The organism is Aliidiomarina minuta (assembly GCF_003987145.1).
Lineage (GTDB): Bacteria > Pseudomonadota > Gammaproteobacteria > Enterobacterales > Alteromonadaceae > Aliidiomarina > Aliidiomarina minuta.
In genome coordinates this window covers 107,656-127,558 of the sequence record NZ_PIPL01000002.1, presented here as the reverse complement: position 1 = coordinate 127,558, position 19,903 = coordinate 107,656, and the positions used below count along the sequence as shown (strand labels likewise).

Here is a 19,903-nt window from a genome sequence, read left to right as displayed (position 1 = left end):
GTAAATTTATTAAAGGGAATGTAAGTACTGGAAATGTTAAGTTGCAATATCTTCCTTAGCAGGCGGCTGTTCAAATAATAATGCACCGGGTCCTTCCTCTGCTGCAACGTCATGGGGGTTGCGTAGTGGGCAGCATTTAAGTGACAGGCAGCCACAGCCTATGCAGTCGTCTAATTGGTTTCTTAACAATGAAAGGCGTTCGATACGCGCATCTAGGTTTTTGCGCCAGTTACTCGACAGCTGGAGCCAGTCTTCCATAGTGGCCGTTCGCCGCTCTGGTAAATCGGAGAAAGCAGCCGCGATTTCTCCTAACGGCATGCCCAGACGCTGTGCTGTTTTGATGACAGCGACCCGGCGCAACACCTCACGAGAATAACGCCGTTGCCCCCCTGCATTACGAATGCTTTTGATCAGCCCTTTTTTTTCGTAGAAACGCAATGCAGAAGCGGCTACGCCACTGCGTTTTCCCACTTGCCCGATAGTTAATACAGCACCTTCAACCTTGTAATAATTTTCATCATGCATGAGTGGCTCCTAAGTATTTAACGCTGAACTATTAACATACCTTAATTTACCTTTTGACTTAAACAAAGGTTTAAGTATTAGCCTTGCTTCTGAAATCCACAAACCACAGGAGTGAACCAGGCGGCACCCGGCGGCAATATCTAAGACATGAAGCTTTACCACAGAATGCCTGATTGCCTATATTACAGAGTATGATGCGTTTTCTCGTCACACTACTTCTTACCCTGTTTTTATCAGGCTGCGCTGCCCCCAGCTGGGAGCAGCGGACCACCTCTACTCTTATTGAGGCTCCAACGGGTACTGAACTGGCTATTGCCTGCTTCAATGCCGAGCAAAAAGTAACGGGTGGTTTCGTCAAAACCTCTAATGACTGGGAGTCAATTCAAAACGAAAACGCGGTGTTTGAGATAGGTTCGGTCACTAAGCTTTATACCGCTTATATCGCCGCGCACCTCGCGATAGAGGGGCAATTAGAACTCAGCGATGCTGTAGGTAATTATCTCGAAGGTCTCAGCAGTGATACTGCCAGCATCACTTTCCAGGGGTTACTTACCCACAGCTCTGGCCTTCCCTTTTTACCTTCAGACCTGACCGACATGCCGGTCATTAACAGCAACCCATTTCAGGATTATACCGCCGAACGCCTGCTTAATTACCTTCAATATGAAGTAACACGAAGCGAACCCGAAGACGGCTATCGCTACTCCAATCTTGGTTATGCCATGCTAGGGCTCGCTCTGGAAAACACCAGCGGACAAACCTACGGGGAACTGCTGCGAAAGCATATTATTCAACCCTACGCACTTAACCGCACAAGTTTACAACGCCGCAAGTTACAACCTGATCTCGTAACCGGACAGAACCTGGATGGCAGCGAAACTGTGTACTGGGATTTCGCCGCTTTCCAGAGTTCAGGGGGTATTTACAGCTCGCTGCATAACGTGGTCCGCTTCGTTCAAGCCCAGTTAATGCCTTCAAATTTAGCAGCCAGCCTGATGCAGAAACCCCATCAACCGACTTCCGGATTTGCCTGGTCTATTCAACAAACAAGCACTAACACCTGGCTTGAACAAACCGGTGCCACTGGAGGTTTTACTTCCGCAGTGCTTATCCAACCCGAACAACCTAAAGGCGTGATCGTGCTTTCTAACCTGTCAGGCTTGCATCCCCAGGCTCACCGCATCGCTGATCTCGCAGAATGGCTACTGAACAGCGACTGCTATGCAGGCTCACCATCATAGATCTTATGCAAGTCCGCAAGGTTAAATTTCTTCATTTGAAGCAATGCCTGGGTTACCTGATCGACCCTTTCAGGGTCCTGCAGCATTTCGTTCAAAACTCTGGGAACTACCTGCCAGGAAAGGCCATACTGATCTTTAAGCCAGCCACATTGCTCTGCCTCGGCAACCGCAGAGAGTTTCTGCCAGTAGTAATCTATCTCTTCCTGGTTATCGCAATTCACCATAAAAGAAACCGCTTCGTTAAATGCGAAATCATGCTCGCGTGCGCTATCCATAGCCGCAAACCACTGTCCTTCAAGCATAAAGTCAGTGAACATCACAGTGCCTTCTTTATCCGGTTCCATACCAGCAGGATAACGCACCATTTCACCGCGCTTGCTGTCCTTAAAGGTAGCCAGATAGAAGTCAGAAGCTTCTTCCACCTTAGCGTACTGGTCGCCAACAAACATCAGCGATGGAATAATGAAGGGCCGCACTTCGCCGTCAGGGTTAGTTAAAATCAACTGCCAGGACAAGCCATATTTGTCCTGAATCCAGCCATAACGTTCGCTGAATGGATATTTGTCTATTGGCATCAGAACCTTGCCGCCCTCGGAAAGTTTCTCCCATACCTCGTCAATTCGTTGCTTCGCGTTTGCATCCTGCAACGGATCAAAGTTGACCATAAAAGATACCGAGGGATTAAACTTAAATAAAGGTCCGGCACTGATTGCCATAAATGAATATCCCGACAACGAAAACGACACCAGATCGCAATCGCCTGAGGGCGTGTTGTGTAGTGTCGTCGTATTCGTAATGGTTGATTGCGGAAAAACAGAACAGTAAAAATCCGCCGCCTCTTTTGCCTCGGTCTCGAACCACAAGTGCGGAACTATCTTTTGTCTGGTCGCGGTCATTGCATATCTCCCTTCAAGGTCTATTACCCAGGTTTATTTATAATGGAGCACTTGCCCCATACCTGGTAGTCGACTGAGGCAGAGCAAAATCGACAATGAGCAGCCAGCTTTTATATCCAGCGCCGCACCCGGGCGGTATAAGCATGAAATTCTTCGCCGAATTTATGCACCATATACCTTTCTTCAGGCTGGATCTGAAAGCGGTTCATATAGACTACAAATAAAGGCAGCCATAAAAATGCCAGCAAACTCATCAGGTACCATGCCCATCCAAACAATATAAGAAGAAATCCAAGGTACATCGGGTTCCTGCTAAGACGATAAACGCCGCTCGCCACCAACTGTGAGGACCTATCGGGAAAGCGCGGATCAACGGTGGTATCTGCCTTCCTGAATTCCAGAACTCCCAGCACTGCCACTGCGATGCCTATGGAGGCAATAACGGTCGCTACACCGACCGAACCGGTAAAGGGGACATTCAATTGTGGAAATAATAAAGCCAAAATCCACATCCCAACCGCCACTATAATGACCAGCAAGGCTGGCGGGATTTTAAGTTCAAAACTGTTTACAAAAGGCACGCCTTAACTACCCCTTATTGCTTTTCCGTTTCACTAAGAACTCCAGAGGATTTCAGCTGCGCTTCGAGTTTCTTAACTTTATCAGCAGTCGAAAGCGCAAACGAGAAACCCAAAATCCCAAAAACCATACCTAAAATACCGAAAATTTCCATCGTATCCTCCTAGAAAATGCGAGCTCTTTTTCACCCTGTATTGGGTGACAGAAACTGCCTTACTGAACAACCTCAAAATTAAAACGCAGCGTAAATGGCATGGTCACAGGAATAACTTCATAACACTCACCCATAATGTCATCCGCATGGCAGTCATCATCGCTTAAGTCTTCCGTTTCCTCAGTCAACTCAGTAATTATGCCTGTCCAGGTACCACTCAGGTATCCCTCCTCAAAGTCATGAAGGTCCAACCTGAAGCTGGAAGTACGATGGATATCGGCATCAAAGCTCAGATCACGAAGCACCTCCAAAGGCTGAAAGTAGACCTCGCTGTTGTCAGAATCAAGCGAAGGAACTTCAATGCGCATATATGTATAGCTGAAGTTTTCTACAATATTGCTATACGAGTAATTGCCCACTAACTCAGACGAAAAAGACATATACATCGACAGGTTATCATCACTAAACGTATGCGCCCGGTAATTAAAGTCCGCGTCACAAGTTACATTGACGGGACAACTAATCTCAAACTGACCTGCATTTTCCTGGCGCACTTCATAATTCTGGCCGTCCAATTCATACTCAAGTATATAGCCGCCGCTAGCCAAAACTTCATCATCGGTTTTTGAATGGCTGTCGCAGGCTGCTAACATTGCCAGTGCAATACAGCTCAACGCTATGTTTCCTTTCATCATTACCGCTTTCCCTAATTACCAGTTAAATTTTGTTATACCAATAAATCCAACTGTTTACAAAGTATTCGATAATTACCTAATGTGGTGCTTCATCGCAGGAGATGAAGCCAACTAGCTTTCTGCCGGCGTATTCGATTTATTCACTATGACGTCATCATTTAATACAGCCAACAATTGATTCGAATGCTTCATTTCATCGTTGATTGCGACTACTTTTTGCTTTTTCTGGCCGTTGTCATCACACCAGCAAAGCAAGTATTGCCAGCCCATGCTTATTCTTACAAGGCTCATCCATATTGGTAAACGGCGAATATCAGTTATTTGACTGCGCGGAATTTCCGTCTTACCCCAAACCGAACAAATATAAAAAGATGAAGGTGATAGTCGATACCTCGTCCAGGCTGTTAATGCTGCCAGGGCATTACGTATACCGACAATGACCAGCAACAGGCTGGCACCAATCCAGGTATTCTGCATTAAGCCGTACCCTAATAACCCGGCAAGAAAAAGTCCGGACAGGGCCGACATAACAATCACAAGAAATATAGCTGCCCACTTACTTGATCTTCCGGAATACACCTTCAGCTCAGTTTCTGCTTTATTAGCCGATGACCAGCTAGAATCAGACCTGTCACCTGCTAGCATGAAGGTAGACCAGAAACTCATCAAGGCGCCAAAAAGAAGAAAGTTGAAAGCAAACATTACCGCCCAGACTCGCCACTCGCTGACTAAACCTTCATTGCTAAAACCCTGTATGAAAAACATCAGTGTGGCAAACCCAGAACCCATGATAAAAAACTTCTTAAAAAATGACCGAGATAGCTCCCTGCGCTGTTCACGACCATGCATAGCAACCTCACCGAAGCTCGAAACCGCTTGATGCGCGGCGCTATCTTCATGCTGCCCTTGTTTTTCTAATTTGGCTTTATGATCGAGTAAGTGTTCACTGACTTCCTGCAGAGTATCAGCCCTAACTTTCTTACTTCCAGCCAGCTCCAGGTCAAGTGACTTTAAGTAAGCATCAATAATAGGATCACCGGTTAGCAGCTGTTGTGGAAATTTCCCTGACGGAAAGCGTGTTAACTTGTGCATCATCATGAAGATTCCCTCCTGTAGTTCTTTTTATGTGGTGTTTAAAAAATAGTGCGCTTCAGCAGGCTCATTACTTTTCGCCATTCGTTTGTGCGCACTTTCAGGTACGTCAAACCCTCTGGAGTGACCTGATAATATTTGCGTGGCGTGCCTCGCGCACCGGGCTGCCGGTACGATAATAATAAGCCACGTCGTTCAAGCCTATGTAGTAGCGGATACAAAGTAGCTTCTTTAAGCACATCAGCATCGTCACCGAGCTGTACCTGTAAGGCCTCTTTAATACCAAAACCATAGTTTGGCTGATCACGCAGCACGTTCAGTACGAGCGTGTCCAACAGACCTTTCAGAATCTGATCGTTGTCATTCTTATGTTTCATCATAGATTTTAACATTACATAGTAAAGCTTATTATATCAATATAAGGAGGGTATTAAATTCTGAAAACAATGTCCTGAAAACAGTTACCACCTGACAACAGCGCAATGCCGTCACGTAAAGCACTGGAAGTCGTGTCTGTTTAAGCTAGGCTAAAAGGTAAGCCCACTGTGAGACAGGAGGTTACGATGAGTAACAGCAACGACCCAAAATCACAACATGAAGAGTCTAAGAAAGAAGCGGAGCGCCGCAAACAGCAGTCGGAGCAGGACAAGCAAAATCAAAGCCGCGAGGATCACCGACGCCCGGATCAAACCCATGGCACGCACAACCAAGCGGACAAACAGATAGCGCCAGAACAGCGCAGCCAGGACTCCAAATGAACGACCTATAAGCGCGATACACCTGTATCGCGCAATTAAAACGAGAGGCGGCCACCTGATAACTCATCTCCACTGGCCAGCGCTTCCAGTGCTTCACGTTCCTGTTCCAGCGAATAGACAGGCCCGTCCTGTAACATACTGACCTGTTCTCGCAGTATTTCAGGGCCTGAGGCCAGTGAATACTCTCCTTCACCTGTGGTATTTATATATACCGTCAGCATATTCTGCCAACCGGAGTCTGACTGATAGCAGGCAATATTCTCGGATGCCTGAGTCCCGCCCAACTGATACACACGGCACAGCTCACCAGTCGCACCACTAAAGCTGAACTGACTGGAAAAAACCTGTCCATCCGCCAATTCAACAGTCTGGCCGCTGGTTGCTGTCGATAACTGTTGTTGCACCAGTTGCCAGGGGCTTGCCTCGGGATCAGGCATTGCCAGCCAGTATCCAGAAAAGCCACCTACCAGTATCAATACGCTTGCGGCCGCTGCCATATGTTCAGAGACTCCATTAGAAAAACGCTGACGGGCGCTCTGCCACCAACGGCTATCCGTAGTGTCTTCGCTGGCATTGAGCAGTTCCAGGGTACGGCCGGGTACGGGTTGTTTATCTATCTGGGATGCATGAGCCTGTACCTGTTCATCCACCAACACCAGTTCAGCCAGACGTTCCGCTAATTCTGGGTTTTCCACCATTGCCTGGCGCACCGCCTCCATCTCAGAAGCCGGTAATTCATTATCTAAAAAGGCAGACAGTATTTGATCTGAAATCTGCATATCAGTGCACCTCCCGGGATGATAAACCTGAATCCATAATATCCTGTGCATGAATAATTTTATGTAGCCCGGTGCGCGCTCTCGCCAGACGGCTCATTACAGTACCCAAAGGAATATCGAGTGCCTCGGCCACCTCTTTATAACTGCAACCCTGCACCGCGACCATGCTTAAAACCGTCAAATGCTCGGTAGGCAGTTGCTGCATGGCACTGCCTACCGAGCTTAGGTTCATTTCCTGCATAACCTGTTTCTCACCTTCAAATGTCTGGCGTTGATGAAACTCCGGATTATGTACAGCCGCTTCACGAACCTTCTGCGCCCGATACTCATCAATCCATAAATTACGGCAGATACGAAATGCCCATTTAGCAATTTCCACGTCCGCTGGGATATCCCGGGTCAACACCCGTTCAACTGTATTCTGAACTAAGTCATCAGCATCCGGAACGGAATGGGTTAACGAATACGCAAACCGCCGTAACGCTGGTAACGTAGCCATCAGTTCTGCTTTATCAGTTTTCAATATATGCCTCGCTATCTGCTAAAACCTGAACTCTGGTATACTAACGAACAGAGGTAGTCATTTATTCCCTGCCATCAGGGAATTTTTTGCCCCTTTGAACCGTTAGTATTGCATACACGAACGTCCAGTCACTATTCAGGGTACCGTTATGATCATGCAGAGAGGCCTTACCAGGCTCTATTTACTCAGTGCCTGCCTTATCACTCCAGTTTCGCTGGCTCAGCAAGGCCCCCCAGAGCGACCTCCAGTTCCTCCCTTACCGGTCGAGAAAGCTATGGAGCGCCGTGCCGAGCAAGCTATGCGCCAGCTGGAACGCCTTGAGCGTCAACTGCCGCAAGCCGCAGAAAGAGCGGAAGAGCGGGTGCAGGCAAATATAACCGAAGCCATGTTACGTCGCGCCAATCAACTTCCTGAGCAGGTGCCATCGCATGTTGGTACGTCACTTCCGGCAACTCTGGATATAACCAGTGCTCAGGGAGCCAGCCGCTTTCGGGAAATACAACTTGAACCTCATATCCGTATTGTTCAGCGCGAATGGGTTTTGTTAGCAAGCGCTGCTGATATGGAAAACTTACGCCAATCAGACAGTGAACTTTTAAGCTATATACATCAGTCCCGGGAACTGCAGAGTCTGCAACAGCACTTAGTTACTTTCCGCGTGCCGGATAGCCTGGATAATCAGCAGAGTATAGAGCGTTTGCTACCCTCACATCTGCACCAGGCTCTGGACCGACAACATGTTTATCAGTTACAGGAAGGCGCTTCAGCCTCGCCTTTGTTTCAGTATCCCATGCCAGCCGTATGCGAAGAAAATTTACGTATTGGCATTATAGATACCCACTTACAAACAGGTCATCCGGGCCTGAGCAAAGCCCGTGAGCAAGGTCGTTTAACTGAATTTTCAGCGTTGGAGGGGTATGACCATCTACCCACCGAACACGGAACCGCCGTTAGCGGCATTTTTGTCGGTGAATACTCAGATTTAAACCCACTATTGCCCGCCGCGCATGTATTTCAGGCCGGCGCTTTTTATCAACAACAAAGTGCGCATCGAGGCAGTAAAGTAGAATACCTGCTCACCTCGATAGACTGGTTACTGAGTCAGGATGTAGCTGTGATTAACATGAGCTTGGCGGGACCCGCTAACAATTTGCTGCGCCAAGCTGTGCAAGTCGCCGCGGATAATAATGTGGCTATAGTGGCAGCGGTCGGCAACCCCGGCCCCCATGCGCCAGCCCAGTATCCGGCGGCATATTCATCGGTGATAGCTGTCACTGCGGTTGATCAAAGTGGTCAGGTTTATCCCTGGGCCATTCAGGGGTCGCACGTCGACTTTGCTGCACCGGGCGTATCTATGCCAACGTTAATGGCAAATGGGGGACTTTCTCTTCGGTCAGGTACTTCGATGGCGGCGCCCGTGGTAAGCGCATTTGCAGGGTGCTTTCGTCAATCAGGAGTCAATGAGACTAAAACCTACTTGCAACAGCTGACCCGTGATCTGGGGGAGCCAGGACGGGATCCCATTTACGGTTATGGCTTACTGCACCCTTGATTAAAAATCCAGACGCAAGCCTAATCCAGCCCGTGTTTCGGCATAATCGGCAATCGCCAGATTGGAGCGAAAACGGCCCCGCTCCAACTCGGCCACCAGGCTCAACCGTTGATTTAAAGCAACTTCAAAGTTGGCTTCGGCCAACAGCTGCGTATCCTGGCGAGCTTCAGAGAGCAATGTAGTAACCCCCTCGTAATCGCGCTCCTCCCAGCTACCACTCAGTTGCATCCGGGCATCCCGTGAAAACAACTGGAAGCGCTGTGACAGGCGCAGGCGAGAGCCCCAGGCCTGGTAACTGAACTCATTATTATTGGCGTCCTCATCCGTATAACTTAAACCCAGTGACAGAAAACGCTGCACATCGGTGGAAAACCAGAATATATTGGTACTTAAACCCTGACTATCGGCGCTGCGCTCAGTCAGCTGACTGAAATTCTTACGAACCTGATTCAAGGCCGCCCGCAGATAAACCTGACTGCCAATAAAGCGTGCCACATACAGGGAGCTTTGGTTGAGTGTTAGAAAATCATTGCTGTCGACAAGAGCATCCGCGTAATAATGGTTAGCGCCAAAGCTATAGTCGCCCGCTTCATAGCTCAGATCTAAATAAGCCAGGTGCATACGCAAATCAAATTCACTGAATTGATTAAAACGACGGTCGCTGAAACTGTAACCTGCATCCAGTGTGAAACGCTCACTCAGAGCCCAGCTGGCATCCAGTCCTGCTTCAAAAAGAATAGCACTGTCGGCTTCACCTGTTGTACTCTCAATTTCGGTGACACTGACATTAGAATGTTGTTCAGCACCGGCCCCCAGGTTGCCAGACCAGGAAAGCGGACTTTCCCCAGAATCCTCAGCATACAGCGACAAAGGCAGAGCGCCAGCGAACAAAAGACTATAAAGAATAAGCTTCATATACTGTTCCCATTAATTAAAATACCGGGCCGTTTCCAGCCCGGTATTTGTACGCTTAGTTTCCACCACGACCACGAACTGGAGCAGGTCGAACATCATCGCGAACACTCTCGCGAACGTTGCCACGCACATTTTCACGCACAGTGTTTCTTACATTCTCACTTACCGAAGCACCGACCTGGCCAGCTACTTCAGCATTTACAGCAGCATCCACATTAGCGCCTACTTCCTGGCGTACCAGAGCACCCATAGCCTGTCGGGCTTCCTGCGCAGATCCGCGCGCTGTTTCACTAATACCACGTCCCAGCTGTTGCAGTTCACGCGCCGATTCCGCAGTCTCTATACCCGTGCTTGCCTGCACAGCAATCCGGCTGTCATTAGCAATATCAACATCGCCAGTTGCCGCAAGCGTCGCGGGGGCACTAAAAGTAAATCCAATTGCTGTTACCAGCGTGAGTTGTTTAAGTTGCGTAGTTAATTTGAACATTGTTGTTTCCTCATTTTGCCACAAAAGACATGAAGATAACGGAACATCGGCGCATAATATTCCCAAATATATTTAATTAATTTTTTTAGATAACAGGGAATAAAAGCAAACCCTCGCACGTTAACAATATGAATCTAAATACAAGGTGAGGATTACAACATGAAAAAATACACTCTTTTAGCCGTTTCAATTGCCCTCGGGTTAAGCGCATGTAACAGCGACTCTGAAACAAACGATACCGCACAGGTTTCATTCGATGTCAGTGATGCCCCCGTAGATGCAGCCAATGCTGTTCTTGTTTGTTTTGACAGTGTTGAACTCGTAGGCAACGGTCTGCCGCCGCAAAACTTCAATGTCGGTGATAGTGACTCTGCAGTGCCCGCCAATGACTTATGTCTTGATGAAACTGGCAATGTCATTCCCGGTACTGTAGGTATCGACCTGCTAACCCTGCAAGGCGCCGATTCTGCAGCTTTAGTGCAGAATGCTGAAGTGCCCGCTGGTAATTACGGTCAATTACGCCTGAACTTCGTCAGCCAGGGCAGCTACGTTGAATTAACTGATGGTAGTCGCCAGCCACTTGATATTCCTTCAGATCAACTACGTCTCGATGGTGTAACTTTAACCGCCAATCAGTCATTTAATTACACTCTGGAATTTGATCTACGGCGCGCCCTGGTCGCTCCTCCAGGACTCCCTAATTACTTGCTCAAGCCTCGTGGGTTGCGCTTAGTCGATAACGCTTCGGTAGGTCACCTGGACGGCGAAATAGCAGAAATGCTGCTGATAGAAAACGAATGCAGCGTAGCACCAGCTGACAACGAAGAAGCCGTAGCAGCCGTTTATCTGTTCGAAGGTCAGGATGTCGCTATTGAAGATATGTTCAGTAACAGCGATGAAGTATCGCCTTATGCCAGCATCTCGGTATTCTACGATGGCGTTTCTCAGTATCCATTATCTATTGGTTTCATCGAAGCCGGCCAGTACACACTCGGACTGACCTGTGACACCAACGATGATCCTGAAGAAGAAACCGAACTCACCTTCATTCACGCCCAGAACGTCACCATAGAACAAGGGCAGACACTGGAAGTTGTAATCGGCGAATAAACCTATCAGCTAGCAGGCACTCGCCTGCTAGCTGATCACTGCCGGTGTTCAACTACATCCACACCTATGCCGTTGGGATCGACCACAACAAAGTGCCGATCACCCCAGGGCTCATCACGAAGCTCAACTTCTACCGGCACTCCAAGATTCTTAATACGCGCATATTCTGCATCGACATCTTCAACATCAACAGAGATCCACATGCCAGCCCCCTGATAAGGAGCGCGAAATCTGTTGGACTGTGAACTCATACCTGGTTTCATAAAGCCGAGTTCACTGTCGCCAAGCTGCAACAACACAAACCAACCGTCATCTCCTTCGTAAAGGACTTCGCAGCCAAATAAACGGACATAAAAGTCTTTAGACTCCTGCACTTTTGCTGTAACTACACCCGACCAGAATTTCATAATTCACACCTCATTAACTTAAACAGGGATTTGACTAAGAACCTCTAGTATTGATGCTGGCTAGGTTTTGATCTTGTAAAAATGCGACATGCTGACGAGCACGTGCAGGAGGCTGTCCAAAGAATCGCGAAAACTGATGCGTCATATGACTTTGATCTGCATACCCCAGCTCCACGGCAATCTGGGCTAGTGGCATGTCAGAGTGACTCAACAACACCGAGGTCTGCTGAAAACGAATAATTGCACAAAACCTGTCTACGCCACTGCAACCCGTGCCTGTTTTGTCATCTGGGCCAGAGTTTTTCTGACCTCAGTGGGGGTCAGGCATAGTGCAGTAAAAGGTATAAAGTGTAGCTTATGGTCGGCTTGCAGGTAACAACCGTCGGCATAGACAGCAACCATAGTCGGTGTACTGCTAATGTCTTTCACGTGTTGCAGCATTAGCGCGCAAGCGTCAGCGTGATCCTCATTCATATGGGTCACCATATTCGCTTCATCATCCGCCGACCACGCAGGTGCAGGCAGTAGCCACTCTTCCGGGGTCAACCAGAATATTTCGCCAAAGCCTCCGATAAAACGAATATGTTCAACTTTCATCGACCACATCTTAAAATCATGGGCTTGGGTATAACCTGCCGCATCGGGGTATAAGCTCAGATAACGCTTGAGTGCGGGTTCGGCGTCATCGCCAGTTATAGGTGCTGCCTGACCACTTAACGTCAGACGTGCCTGTTCATTCTGGTCACCCTGCGCGGCTGAGGCAAAGAAGGTCAGGCTTAACCGCGGGTCGTGAGTTAAATTACGCGCATGCTGGGCGATATCAGAGACGTAAAACAGCACGTCGCCCTGATCGGTCAATGCCACGGGTGAGACCGAACCAAATGGATAACCATTCAGTTTATGAGAAATGGTCGAAAACACTGCGGTTGAGTGCGTCATAGCCAGCAACCGTGCCTGGCGAGCCGCTTCAATTCGATGATTCATACCTGCTCCTGTCATTCAGTTTATATTCGGTTAGGTTCAGCAAACACCATAGGCACTTGTAACACAGGATGCTGTGACACATGCATAGGGTGTTCGTACAATCGGCTTAATCTGGAGGCGGTACAGACTTCTTCCGGGTCGCCGAAGGCCTGTAACTGGCCGCCTTTGAGCAGCACTACCTTATCAGCATACGACATCGCCAGATTCAAATCATGCATCACAGTGACCACCAGGTTGCCCGCTCTGGCAAAGGCTTTCAATTGATATAACGCGGTATGCTGATGATGCACATCCAGGGCTGCCGTTGGTTCATCCGCCAGCAATAGTTGCTCGCCCGGCAGTGATGACTGCAGTTGCGCCATGCAGCGGGCTAAGTGAGTTCGTTGTTGCTCACCGCCGGACAAACGTTCAAGATCGTTATGCTGGAGATGCTCAATTTTAAGTTTTTCCAGCCAGCTCTCAGCAATGCGCTGACTTTTTTTATCCGCCTCGTGCGCCCAATAACGGCCAAGCATCACCAGCTCTAATACCGACATTCCCTGCGCTACCGGCGCGTGTTGCTCCATGACTGCGCGTACATTCGCCAGCTTGCGCGCAGGCCAGGCTAGCAACTCGCGTCCATGCAGAAAAATATGACCAGTAAAACCGAGATCGCCTGCAATGGCATGTAACAACGTAGATTTACCGGCACCGTTTTCTCCGATGACCGCCACCATCTGGCCCGCTTCCAGGGTCAGCGTGATGTCATCAAGCACCCTGTTTTTATTGCGAACCACCGACAATTGGCTGATATCAAGCATGCAGCCTCCGTTTGTATTGAAGTAACAAATAAATAAAGAAGGGGGCGCCAATCAGTGCGGTGATAATGCCAATCGGCAATTCAGCCGGCGCTACCAGCATCCGTGCCAGCCAGTCTGCAAGTACCAGCACAGCGGCTCCCAACAGCATAGACACCGGCATCAGACGAACCACCGAGGCCCCTACTAACATTCGTGCGATATGCGGAATAACCAACCCGATAAAACCTATCATGCCAGTCAACGCAACCGCGCCACCAACCCCCAACGCCACCCAGAACACCAGTTCGCGCTTGAGCGACACCACCTGAATGCCCAGATAACCCGCCTGGCGTTCACCCAGTAATAAGGCATTGATAGCACGTCGACGCCACCACAACATGACTGAGCTGATGCCCATAGCCACCATGCCATAAGGCAAGCGGTCCCAGGTTACCCCGGCGAGCGATCCCATTTGCCAGAAACTCATCAGGCGCAGCGCTTCATCGTCCGCGTAATAACTAAACAAGCCGATACAGGCACCCGCCATCGCATTAATCGCGACCCCTGCCAGGATCAAGGTGGCGATATTAACGCCACGTAGGCCACCCGCCAGGTGATACACCAGAAAGGTGGCTAACAAAGCACCCGTAAAGGCCGCGATCGTAACCCAGTAAGACCCTTGCAGACCTATAACGGGACCAAAGGCGATCACAAACAAGGCAAAGGTGGCAGCACCAGCGGAGATGCCAATTAAACCAGGATCAGCCAGCGGATTGCGACAGAGTGTCTGCATGGTGGTACCCGCTTGCGCCAGAGTCATACCTACAGCGATACCTAAAACAAGCCGCGGCATGCGGATTTCGGTCACCACAGTTTGGTGAATGGTATCAATACCGCTAAATTCGCCAGGCCACCAGAACGCCAGCATAAGACGCCAGTCACTCATTACCGGGCCTGAAGATATCGCCAGAACAAAGGCGACCATAAGTAAAAACGCGGTAACGGCAATCGCCGTCTTAAAGTTATGCTGACGGGCTTGCATGTGCATAGGTGTAAACTTGTTGAATCGCATCAGCAATACGGGTTGTCATACCAAGAGCCAGCATCGAATCAAGGACCAGCAGTTGACAGTCACGCGCTGCATGTAACAGACGCAAACTTGATTGTGCGCAAAACTGCTCACGACCACCCGCGGCCTCAACTACATGAGAGGGTGCCACCAGAAAGTCGGGTTGAGAAACCGCAAGGTACTCTGTAGACACGGGCTTATAGCCATCATGCTCGATCAGGTTAGCTACCTGCGCATAACTGAACAATAAAGCGGGCACCGTATTACGCCCGGCCGCGACAATACCGCGATCAGACGCCTGCAATACGAATAAAGCACGGAGTGACGACGTATTATCTGTTGTAGACTCGTTTGTGGTTAGTGCAGCCACATTCATTAAATCCTTTTCAATAGACGCCACAACCTGCTGAGCCTCGCCCTCTCGGCCTAACTCGGCCCCGACACGCTCAACCAGCGCAATCAGATCAGCCACCGATTCGGGTTTAGCGAAATGCTCAACGGTCACACCGGTACGCGCGATCTGGCGTAAGGTCTGATCAGACCCCGTCCCCTCCAAAGCCCAGACATGGGTGGGAGACACCGACAACACGCCTTCTGCGGAAAGATCCCGATAATAACCCACGACTGGTTTTTGCTGTGCCTCTGCCGGTGACAGGCTGGAGCTGTCCACTGCCACAACCTGCGCTTCGCCACCCACCGCAAAAACTACATCAGTGAGGCTGCCCCCGGTTACTACGATACGTGGCGTCTGCGCTTGAGCTGGCACCAGCAGGTAGACAATAACCAGTGTGGCCGCGAACAGGTAGCTGATCAGTTTCATGATCCTTCGTCCTCATCTGTTTTGGTTTTATTGATGTTGATGCGATGAGCTAATTCTAAATGAGAATCACTTGCATTTGCAAGTGATTCTCATTTACTCTTTTGAAAGTTAGCTGGTCTCGCAATTTAAGCCAGTTCCATTTCCACCTGATGCATACAAATTAGCCAAAACAAAAGGAGCGATTCCATGCAAGCCAAAAAGGTCTACCTGCTTAGCGCCCTCACCCTCTTCGTTCACAACGCGCTACAGGCAAGCGACACCCCTGACAGTGCTACCGCGAATGTTGAGGACGTTATTGTAGTCACAGGCTCCAGAGTCGAGCAGCAACTGAAAGATGTCGCTGGCGCCGTCTCTGTTGTCGACAAGCAGGATATTGAACGTCAGGTCAGCACTGACATAGGGGATATCTTCCGTTATGACCCTTCAATTACCAGCACGGGTCAATCGGGAGGTCCACAAACACTGACCGTGCGGGGCATTGGTGGTAACCGCCTGATGTATATTAAAGATGGTCGGCGCATCAATGACGCCTATGAAGGCGGCGGTGGCTTCTTAGTGGGTCGCGGTTATCTTGACGTCAACCAGATACAACGGGTAGAAGTCGCTAAAGCGGCTGCATCACCTCTGTACGGTTCGGACGGGCTTGGCGGCATTATTGTGGTGACCACCCCTGATCCCACTGACTTACTACAGGGTGACGATAGCCATGTAAACCTTGCGAGTGGCTATCGCAGTATCAACAGTGAATGGTTTGCCAGCGCACAGGCAGCAAGAGATCACGGTGATTGGAAAAGCATGGTGACCCTGTCGCATCGCCAGGGTAACGAGACCCAGAATTACGAAGAAAGTTTACCTGAATATGACTTCGATGCCTGGTCAATACTTGCTAAAGCCACGCGCGATATTGATAACAACCGTGCCATTAAGTTTACCTTTGACCACTATCAACAAAATAATGAACAAATATTGAGCGCTGGCAGCAATGAGACCGACGTCAGCGACCGCCAAAGCGCGTTCTCCGTCGACTACCGAACGACGCAAACAAGAGCCTACGCGGATCAGATCGATAGCCAGCTTTACTTCTCACAGTACCGCCAAAGCAATGACCAGATTGCAGCGGGTGGCAGCGGCGACGGCAGTTATCTTGATTTTAATGATTATCGTTTTGAACAGGACATCTTTGGTGCACGCTGGCAGGCAGTGAAGCATGTATCGAGCAATCAGCTCGAACATCAGTTTGTCTATGGTCTTGATGTTGATTACCTGGACACCAGTCGCCCGCGATTGAAAACCCGTGTCCTGGCTGATGGAACAGTTGAACAGGACAATGAACCTCAGGCGGCTTTCCCTGGTGCTGAAACCTGGCTCGGCGGTTTATTTGTGCAAAATAACGCAACGCTAGCCACAACCAATACCCAGTTTATCATGGGACTTCGGGCTGATGTTTACCGGATGACACCAAAATCTGATGACGTGCATGACCCTGAAAATATGGCGAATATCCGCGAAACTGCATTATCGCCTAAACTGGGTATCGTGCAGGCGCTAACCGATAATACCAATCTGTATGCGCAATACGCTCGCGGATTTCGTATCCCACCGCATGATCAGGCCTATCAAAGTCATGGTGTTGAACCCATTTATGTAATTCGACCCAATGCCGAACTCGAGCCCGAAACGAGCGACTCATTTGAGGTAGGTTTAAAGTCATTCAACGGTGCTTTTAGCTACACGTTGGCAGCCTTTTATACGGATTTCACTGATTTTATTGATGCGCAACTGATTGCCACCGAGCCTACTTTTATTCCAGGCTTAGAACGTAGTGTATTCCAGTATCAGAATACCGAATCGGCCTACATATACGGCGCAGAACTCGCCGCGCAATATCGTTTTGCTGCGCCCTGGAGACTCAATACCGCACTCACCTGGGCCAGTGGTAAAGACGACACCACTGACACCTACCTGACCTCCATCAGCCCATGGCGCGGTAACGTGCAACTGCAATATGAAGGAGTTGACTGGTACGCAGGGGCTGCGGTGCGCGCTGCATCAAGCATGAACCGGGTACCTGATAGCGACAATACGACAACTGCTGGCTGGGCCACCGCAGACCTCATGGCAGGTTACGAATGGCAGAACTGGCAACTCAATCTGTCGTTGCAAAACCTGTTCGACAAACGTTATCTTCCGTACGAGTTGGTCGCTGGGCAGTCGCAAGAGGCTTCTCTTGAACAATACACGCAGCCAGGGCGGCATGCTTCATTGCGCCTAAGCTACCAATTCTAAAGCAAAGGGCGTGTCTGCTGTCGCAGCTGGATACGCCCAAAAACGCAGAGTTGGCTTTTACGTTAAAGTCCCGACTGGACCATCTGTTTGATCTTTTTCGCCTTTTCAAAATGGTCCAGCTTATGCGTTTTTATCCACCAGGTGGCCGCTTCCATAAGCAGCTCAGGATCGTCATTTTTGTTAGCAAAGAAAGCATAAAAAGAAAGACCCACAGTCTCGCCTTTCGCCCGGATTTTCTGATCGCACACGGCGATTACTTTTGCTCTGAGGTCTGTTCTCATTGATTTAACCTATTCTTATCGGACTGTTAATCGGTATCGATTATATAGCACTTGAATGCTGAAGATTCGAAACACCCAGGATTTCATCCTTATCAACCAGCCAATAAGTGCTGGACGGCACAAAACCCTCGGGAATATCAACCAAGCTCCTCGATATAGGCCCAGCATTGTTCGTTTCAACCCTATTTGATCACTTGTTGATCTGCATCTACGAAACTCAACTACCCTATGAGTAAGCTGATTGGGAAATTCTTCCAGCGGATCTCCCGACTGAAATATTTCAATCACATCAACAAGGAGTACATTATGTCGATTCAAGGTAAAGTGGCATTAGTCACAGGCGCAGGTCAAGGCATTGGACGTGCCATCGCTCTGCGTTTAGCCAACGACGGTGCAGCCATCGCTATCGTTGATCTGAACGAAGATAAAATGCATGAAGTTGCGAAAGAGGTTGAAGCCTTAGGCCGTAAAGCCACGACTTTCAAAGCCGATGTCAGCGACCGCGAACAAGTCTATGCGGCTATCGAACATGCAGAAAAAACGCTGGGCGGGTTCGATATTATCGTCAATAACGCGGGTATTGCTCAGGTTCAGGCTATTGCCGATGTTACCCAGGAAGAAGTGAGTAAGATTCAGAAAATCAATGTGGATGGTACGCTCTGGGGAATTCAGGCTGCGGCGAAGAAATTTATTGAGCGTAAACAGAAAGGCAAAATTATCAATGCGTCGTCTATCGCTGGCCACAATGGTTTTGCGCTATTGGGTGTGTATTCGTCAACTAAGTTCGCCGTGCGCGCTTTAACACAAGCCGCAGCATTGGAATATGCGAGCGAAGGCATCACCGTCAACGCTTATTGCCCCGGCGTGGTTGGCACCGACATGTGGGTCGAGATTGATAAGCGCTTCGCAGAAATCACCGGCGCAGAAGAAGGTGAAACCTATAAAAAATACGTCGATGGCATTGCCCTTGGCCGGGCACAAACACCAGAAGACGTGGCAAACTTCGTCTCCTATCTCGCAGGCCCGGACTCTGACTACATGACAGGTCAGGCGCCACTCATCGACGGTGGCATTGTGTTCCGTTAAGTTATCCGTTTTGCTCTTTGGTGAGCCAACGAAAGCCTTTTAGTTGAGCTAAATACGCAACTACGATGTTTACCTTCGATAAAGTAAGCATCGATTTCTACTGCAAACAGTAAGGCTCTGGGTTCAATTTCAATGACACCGATTTCTCCTACGCGCGCTGACAATCGAACTTCATTACCAAATGCCAGAAAGCTCCGGTCCTCATCCCTGAAATCACCATCAATGTATAATTTCACGCCATGAAGCCAGCTATTTGTGACTCTGACAGCGTGCCCTTTAACATCGAATTCCCATGTTTTTCTCATTGGTTAGTCCTTGTTACCCTGAAGTTATAACACCACGGTTCTGTGGTGAATTAAGTGCTTTAATAACCATTTACTGGTTTAAGCGTTTTAAAAAATGCTGCAAGCTATAATTCTCGCTTAGCCGACACTTTCATATAGTGACGCATGGTTCCAAAATTACCACAAAATATTCAAACCATTTGAGTTCTTCGACTTTCAAGATCAAGTATCAGTATACCTTCATGGTTGTTATTCATTTGTGCCAATAAAGCGCCTGAAGGATCCCAGGCAGCTGTTTGACCTTCACTAACAAAAGTATCACTGGGCCCCAGAGCATTCGCCATCAGAACGAACATGTCGTGCTTTTGTGCTATATGCGGACTGGTTGCTACATTCCTGAAAAACACCTAAAACCGCTTCTTTCCCTGTCATCGCTAGTGATTTAGCCAGTCGAGGTTCATACCCGGTAATCGACAGCTCAGGGAAAAACACAAGCCGGGCTCCATGTTCCGTGGCCCGCTCCAGCAACTGCAGATGTCGGGCTATATTGGTATTAATGTCACCAGGTATCGCCTTACATTGAATCGCACCTATTTTCATA

Annotated in this window: 27 protein-coding genes; 6 read left to right on the top strand and 21 right to left on the bottom strand. The window is 48.9% G+C overall.

The window, feature by feature from the left end; translation table 11 throughout:
- Positions 1–36 precede the first annotated feature (36 nt).
- Positions 37–525 (bottom strand): redox-sensitive transcriptional activator SoxR, encoded by a 489-nt coding sequence (gene soxR, locus CWE09_RS10880; protein ID WP_126804076.1) that lies wholly within the window; start codon positions 523–525, stop codon positions 37–39.
- A 173-nt stretch (positions 526–698) separates the two neighbouring features.
- Here soxR and CWE09_RS10875 point away from each other — a divergent pair, with 173 nt between their 5' ends.
- Positions 699–1,766, top strand: a complete 1,068-nt coding sequence (locus CWE09_RS10875; RefSeq protein WP_126804075.1) for a serine hydrolase domain-containing protein — start codon at positions 699–701, stop codon at positions 1,764–1,766.
- On the opposite strand, the gene CWE09_RS10870 is transcribed toward CWE09_RS10875, so the two are convergent.
- The 6 genes from CWE09_RS10870 to CWE09_RS10850 all read right to left on the bottom strand — a co-directional run bounded on the left by CWE09_RS10870 (position 1,745) and on the right by CWE09_RS10850 (position 5,562).
- Positions 1,745–2,662, bottom strand: a complete 918-nt coding sequence (locus CWE09_RS10870) for a VOC family protein (RefSeq protein WP_126804074.1) — start codon at positions 2,660–2,662, stop codon at positions 1,745–1,747. The two genes, CWE09_RS10875 and CWE09_RS10870, sit on opposite strands and share 22 nt — an antisense overlap.
- Positions 2,663–2,772: 110 nt before the next feature.
- Positions 2,773–3,243, bottom strand: a complete 471-nt coding sequence (locus CWE09_RS10865; RefSeq protein WP_241974360.1) for a methyltransferase family protein — start codon at positions 3,241–3,243, stop codon at positions 2,773–2,775.
- Between the two features lie 14 nt (positions 3,244–3,257).
- Complete coding sequence (locus CWE09_RS14210; protein ID WP_198679760.1) at positions 3,258–3,395, bottom strand: hypothetical protein; 138 nt, start codon at positions 3,393–3,395, stop codon at positions 3,258–3,260.
- A 59-nt stretch (positions 3,396–3,454) separates the two neighbouring features.
- The gene (locus tag CWE09_RS10860; protein ID WP_126804073.1) at positions 3,455–4,090 is read right to left on the bottom strand and encodes a hypothetical protein; all 636 of its coding nucleotides are present in this window, start codon (positions 4,088–4,090) and stop codon (positions 3,455–3,457) included.
- A 111-nt stretch (positions 4,091–4,201) separates the two neighbouring features.
- Positions 4,202–5,188 carry a hypothetical protein gene (locus CWE09_RS10855; protein ID WP_126804072.1) on the bottom strand — a complete coding sequence of 329 codons (987 nt, stop codon included), beginning with the start codon at positions 5,186–5,188 and terminating at the stop codon, positions 4,202–4,204.
- 35 nt (positions 5,189–5,223) lie between these two features.
- Positions 5,224–5,562 (bottom strand): PadR family transcriptional regulator, encoded by a 339-nt coding sequence (locus tag CWE09_RS10850; RefSeq protein ID WP_157982853.1) that lies wholly within the window; start codon positions 5,560–5,562, stop codon positions 5,224–5,226.
- A gap of 183 nt (positions 5,563–5,745) precedes the next feature.
- Between CWE09_RS10850 and CWE09_RS10845 the strand changes: the two genes are divergently transcribed.
- Positions 5,746–5,940, top strand: coding sequence for a hypothetical protein (locus CWE09_RS10845; protein ID WP_126804070.1), 195 nt, complete (start codon positions 5,746–5,748; stop codon positions 5,938–5,940).
- A gap of 35 nt (positions 5,941–5,975) precedes the next feature.
- Here the strand turns inward: CWE09_RS10845 and CWE09_RS10840 are convergent, their stop codons facing one another.
- Together CWE09_RS10840 and CWE09_RS10835 are read right to left on the bottom strand one after the other, a co-directional pair.
- Positions 5,976–6,719 carry an anti-sigma factor family protein gene (locus CWE09_RS10840; RefSeq protein ID WP_126804069.1) on the bottom strand — a complete coding sequence of 248 codons (744 nt, stop codon included), beginning with the start codon at positions 6,717–6,719 and terminating at the stop codon, positions 5,976–5,978.
- Between the two features lies 1 nt (position 6,720).
- Positions 6,721–7,218 (bottom strand): RNA polymerase sigma factor, encoded by a 498-nt coding sequence (locus CWE09_RS10835; RefSeq protein WP_126804232.1) that lies wholly within the window; start codon positions 7,216–7,218, stop codon positions 6,721–6,723.
- 172 nt (positions 7,219–7,390) lie between these two features.
- On the opposite strand from CWE09_RS10835, the gene CWE09_RS10830 reads away from it, so the two are divergent.
- A complete protein-coding gene (locus CWE09_RS10830) occupies positions 7,391–8,794 on the top strand; it encodes a S8 family serine peptidase (protein ID WP_126804068.1) in 1,404 nt (467 codons plus the stop codon).
- On the opposite strand, the gene CWE09_RS10825 is transcribed toward CWE09_RS10830, so the two are convergent.
- Positions 8,795–9,709 (bottom strand): surface lipoprotein assembly modifier, encoded by a 915-nt coding sequence (locus tag CWE09_RS10825; protein ID WP_126804067.1) that lies wholly within the window; start codon positions 9,707–9,709, stop codon positions 8,795–8,797.
- Positions 9,710–9,764: 55 nt separating this feature from the next.
- A complete protein-coding gene (locus tag CWE09_RS10820) occupies positions 9,765–10,196 on the bottom strand; it encodes a hypothetical protein (RefSeq protein ID WP_126804066.1) in 432 nt (143 codons plus the stop codon).
- Positions 10,197–10,355: 159 nt separating this feature from the next.
- On the opposite strand from CWE09_RS10820, the gene CWE09_RS10815 reads away from it, so the two are divergent.
- The gene (locus CWE09_RS10815; RefSeq protein WP_126804065.1) at positions 10,356–11,306 is read left to right on the top strand and encodes a DUF4382 domain-containing protein; all 951 of its coding nucleotides are present in this window, start codon (positions 10,356–10,358) and stop codon (positions 11,304–11,306) included.
- Between the two features lie 35 nt (positions 11,307–11,341).
- Here CWE09_RS10815 and CWE09_RS10810 read toward each other — a convergent pair whose 3' ends face one another.
- The 6 genes from CWE09_RS10810 to CWE09_RS10785 are packed head-to-tail and all read right to left on the bottom strand — an operon-like array spanning position 11,342 to position 15,365.
- Positions 11,342–11,713 carry a VOC family protein gene (locus CWE09_RS10810; RefSeq protein ID WP_126804064.1) on the bottom strand — a complete coding sequence of 124 codons (372 nt, stop codon included), beginning with the start codon at positions 11,711–11,713 and terminating at the stop codon, positions 11,342–11,344.
- 34 nt (positions 11,714–11,747) lie between these two features.
- A complete protein-coding gene (locus CWE09_RS14360; RefSeq protein WP_420807999.1) occupies positions 11,748–11,951 on the bottom strand; it encodes a helix-turn-helix domain-containing protein in 204 nt (67 codons plus the stop codon).
- Positions 11,952–11,968: 17 nt separating this feature from the next.
- Complete coding sequence (locus CWE09_RS10800; protein WP_126804063.1) at positions 11,969–12,697, bottom strand: HugZ family pyridoxamine 5'-phosphate oxidase; 729 nt, start codon at positions 12,695–12,697, stop codon at positions 11,969–11,971.
- A gap of 20 nt (positions 12,698–12,717) precedes the next feature.
- Positions 12,718–13,497 (bottom strand): heme ABC transporter ATP-binding protein, encoded by a 780-nt coding sequence (locus CWE09_RS10795; protein ID WP_126804062.1) that lies wholly within the window; start codon positions 13,495–13,497, stop codon positions 12,718–12,720.
- Positions 13,490–14,524, bottom strand: coding sequence for a FecCD family ABC transporter permease (locus tag CWE09_RS10790; RefSeq protein WP_241974359.1), 1,035 nt, complete (start codon positions 14,522–14,524; stop codon positions 13,490–13,492). The genes CWE09_RS10795 and CWE09_RS10790 overlap by 8 nt, the downstream gene beginning before the upstream one ends.
- Positions 14,499–15,365, bottom strand: coding sequence for a heme/hemin ABC transporter substrate-binding protein (locus tag CWE09_RS10785; protein ID WP_126804061.1), 867 nt, complete (start codon positions 15,363–15,365; stop codon positions 14,499–14,501). Before CWE09_RS10785 ends, CWE09_RS10790 begins: the two co-directional genes overlap by 26 nt.
- A gap of 186 nt (positions 15,366–15,551) precedes the next feature.
- Here CWE09_RS10785 and CWE09_RS10780 point away from each other — a divergent pair, with 186 nt between their 5' ends.
- A complete protein-coding gene (locus CWE09_RS10780; protein ID WP_126804060.1) occupies positions 15,552–17,651 on the top strand; it encodes a TonB-dependent receptor in 2,100 nt (699 codons plus the stop codon).
- Positions 17,652–17,713: 62 nt separating this feature from the next.
- On the opposite strand, the gene CWE09_RS10775 is transcribed toward CWE09_RS10780, so the two are convergent.
- Positions 17,714–17,932 (bottom strand): DUF6500 family protein, encoded by a 219-nt coding sequence (locus CWE09_RS10775; RefSeq protein ID WP_126804059.1) that lies wholly within the window; start codon positions 17,930–17,932, stop codon positions 17,714–17,716.
- 306 nt (positions 17,933–18,238) lie between these two features.
- Here CWE09_RS10775 and CWE09_RS10765 point away from each other — a divergent pair, with 306 nt between their 5' ends.
- Positions 18,239–19,018, top strand: coding sequence for an acetoin reductase (locus CWE09_RS10765; protein ID WP_126804058.1), 780 nt, complete (start codon positions 18,239–18,241; stop codon positions 19,016–19,018).
- Here CWE09_RS10765 and CWE09_RS10760 read toward each other — a convergent pair.
- From CWE09_RS10760 to CWE09_RS10750, 3 genes are all read right to left on the bottom strand, one after another.
- Positions 19,015–19,323 carry a hypothetical protein gene (locus CWE09_RS10760; protein ID WP_126804057.1) on the bottom strand — a complete coding sequence of 103 codons (309 nt, stop codon included), beginning with the start codon at positions 19,321–19,323 and terminating at the stop codon, positions 19,015–19,017. The two genes, CWE09_RS10765 and CWE09_RS10760, sit on opposite strands and share 4 nt — an antisense overlap.
- Positions 19,324–19,493: 170 nt before the next feature.
- Positions 19,494–19,646, bottom strand: a complete 153-nt coding sequence (locus CWE09_RS14355) for a hypothetical protein (protein ID WP_420807998.1) — start codon at positions 19,644–19,646, stop codon at positions 19,494–19,496.
- Entirely contained in the window at positions 19,621–19,902 is a 282-nt protein-coding gene (locus CWE09_RS10750) for a nitrilase-related carbon-nitrogen hydrolase (RefSeq protein ID WP_157982851.1), read from the bottom strand. Before CWE09_RS10750 ends, CWE09_RS14355 begins: the two co-directional genes overlap by 26 nt.
- Position 19,903 lies beyond the last annotated feature (1 nt).

Coding starts and splice junctions, on each gene's coding strand:
- soxR (WP_126804076.1), bottom strand. CDS start 525: ATGCATGATGAAAATTATTACAAGGTTGAAGGTGCTGTATTAACTATC.
- CWE09_RS10870 (WP_126804074.1), bottom strand. CDS start 2,662: ATGACCGCGACCAGACAAAAGATAGTTCCGCACTTGTGGTTCGAGACC.
- CWE09_RS14210 (WP_198679760.1), bottom strand. CDS start 3,395: ATGGAAATTTTCGGTATTTTAGGTATGGTTTTTGGGATTTTGGGTTTC.
- CWE09_RS10860 (WP_126804073.1), bottom strand. CDS start 4,090: ATGATGAAAGGAAACATAGCGTTGAGCTGTATTGCACTGGCAATGTTA.
- CWE09_RS10855 (WP_126804072.1), bottom strand. CDS start 5,188: ATGATGATGCACAAGTTAACACGCTTTCCGTCAGGGAAATTTCCACAA.
- CWE09_RS10850 (WP_157982853.1), bottom strand. CDS start 5,562: ATGATGAAACATAAGAATGACAACGATCAGATTCTGAAAGGTCTGTTG.
- CWE09_RS10845 (WP_126804070.1), top strand. CDS start 5,746: ATGAGTAACAGCAACGACCCAAAATCACAACATGAAGAGTCTAAGAAA.
- CWE09_RS10840 (WP_126804069.1), bottom strand. CDS start 6,719: ATGCAGATTTCAGATCAAATACTGTCTGCCTTTTTAGATAATGAATTA.
- CWE09_RS10835 (WP_126804232.1), bottom strand. CDS start 7,218: ATGGCTACGTTACCAGCGTTACGGCGGTTTGCGTATTCGTTAACCCAT.
- CWE09_RS10830 (WP_126804068.1), top strand. CDS start 7,391: ATGATCATGCAGAGAGGCCTTACCAGGCTCTATTTACTCAGTGCCTGC.
- CWE09_RS10825 (WP_126804067.1), bottom strand. CDS start 9,709: ATGAAGCTTATTCTTTATAGTCTTTTGTTCGCTGGCGCTCTGCCTTTG.
- CWE09_RS10820 (WP_126804066.1), bottom strand. CDS start 10,196: ATGTTCAAATTAACTACGCAACTTAAACAACTCACGCTGGTAACAGCA.
- CWE09_RS10815 (WP_126804065.1), top strand. CDS start 10,356: ATGAAAAAATACACTCTTTTAGCCGTTTCAATTGCCCTCGGGTTAAGC.
- CWE09_RS10810 (WP_126804064.1), bottom strand. CDS start 11,713: ATGAAATTCTGGTCGGGTGTAGTTACAGCAAAAGTGCAGGAGTCTAAA.
- CWE09_RS10800 (WP_126804063.1), bottom strand. CDS start 12,697: ATGAATCATCGAATTGAAGCGGCTCGCCAGGCACGGTTGCTGGCTATG.
- CWE09_RS10795 (WP_126804062.1), bottom strand. CDS start 13,497: ATGCTTGATATCAGCCAATTGTCGGTGGTTCGCAATAAAAACAGGGTG.
- CWE09_RS10790 (WP_241974359.1), bottom strand. CDS start 14,524: ATGCACATGCAAGCCCGTCAGCATAACTTTAAGACGGCGATTGCCGTT.
- CWE09_RS10785 (WP_126804061.1), bottom strand. CDS start 15,365: ATGAAACTGATCAGCTACCTGTTCGCGGCCACACTGGTTATTGTCTAC.
- CWE09_RS10780 (WP_126804060.1), top strand. CDS start 15,552: ATGCAAGCCAAAAAGGTCTACCTGCTTAGCGCCCTCACCCTCTTCGTT.
- CWE09_RS10775 (WP_126804059.1), bottom strand. CDS start 17,932: ATGAGAACAGACCTCAGAGCAAAAGTAATCGCCGTGTGCGATCAGAAA.
- CWE09_RS10765 (WP_126804058.1), top strand. CDS start 18,239: ATGTCGATTCAAGGTAAAGTGGCATTAGTCACAGGCGCAGGTCAAGGC.
- CWE09_RS10760 (WP_126804057.1), bottom strand. CDS start 19,323: ATGAGAAAAACATGGGAATTCGATGTTAAAGGGCACGCTGTCAGAGTC.
- CWE09_RS14355 (WP_420807998.1), bottom strand. CDS start 19,646: ATGGCGAATGCTCTGGGGCCCAGTGATACTTTTGTTAGTGAAGGTCAA.
- CWE09_RS10750 (WP_157982851.1), bottom strand. CDS start 19,902: ATGAAAATAGGTGCGATTCAATGTAAGGCGATACCTGGTGACATTAAT.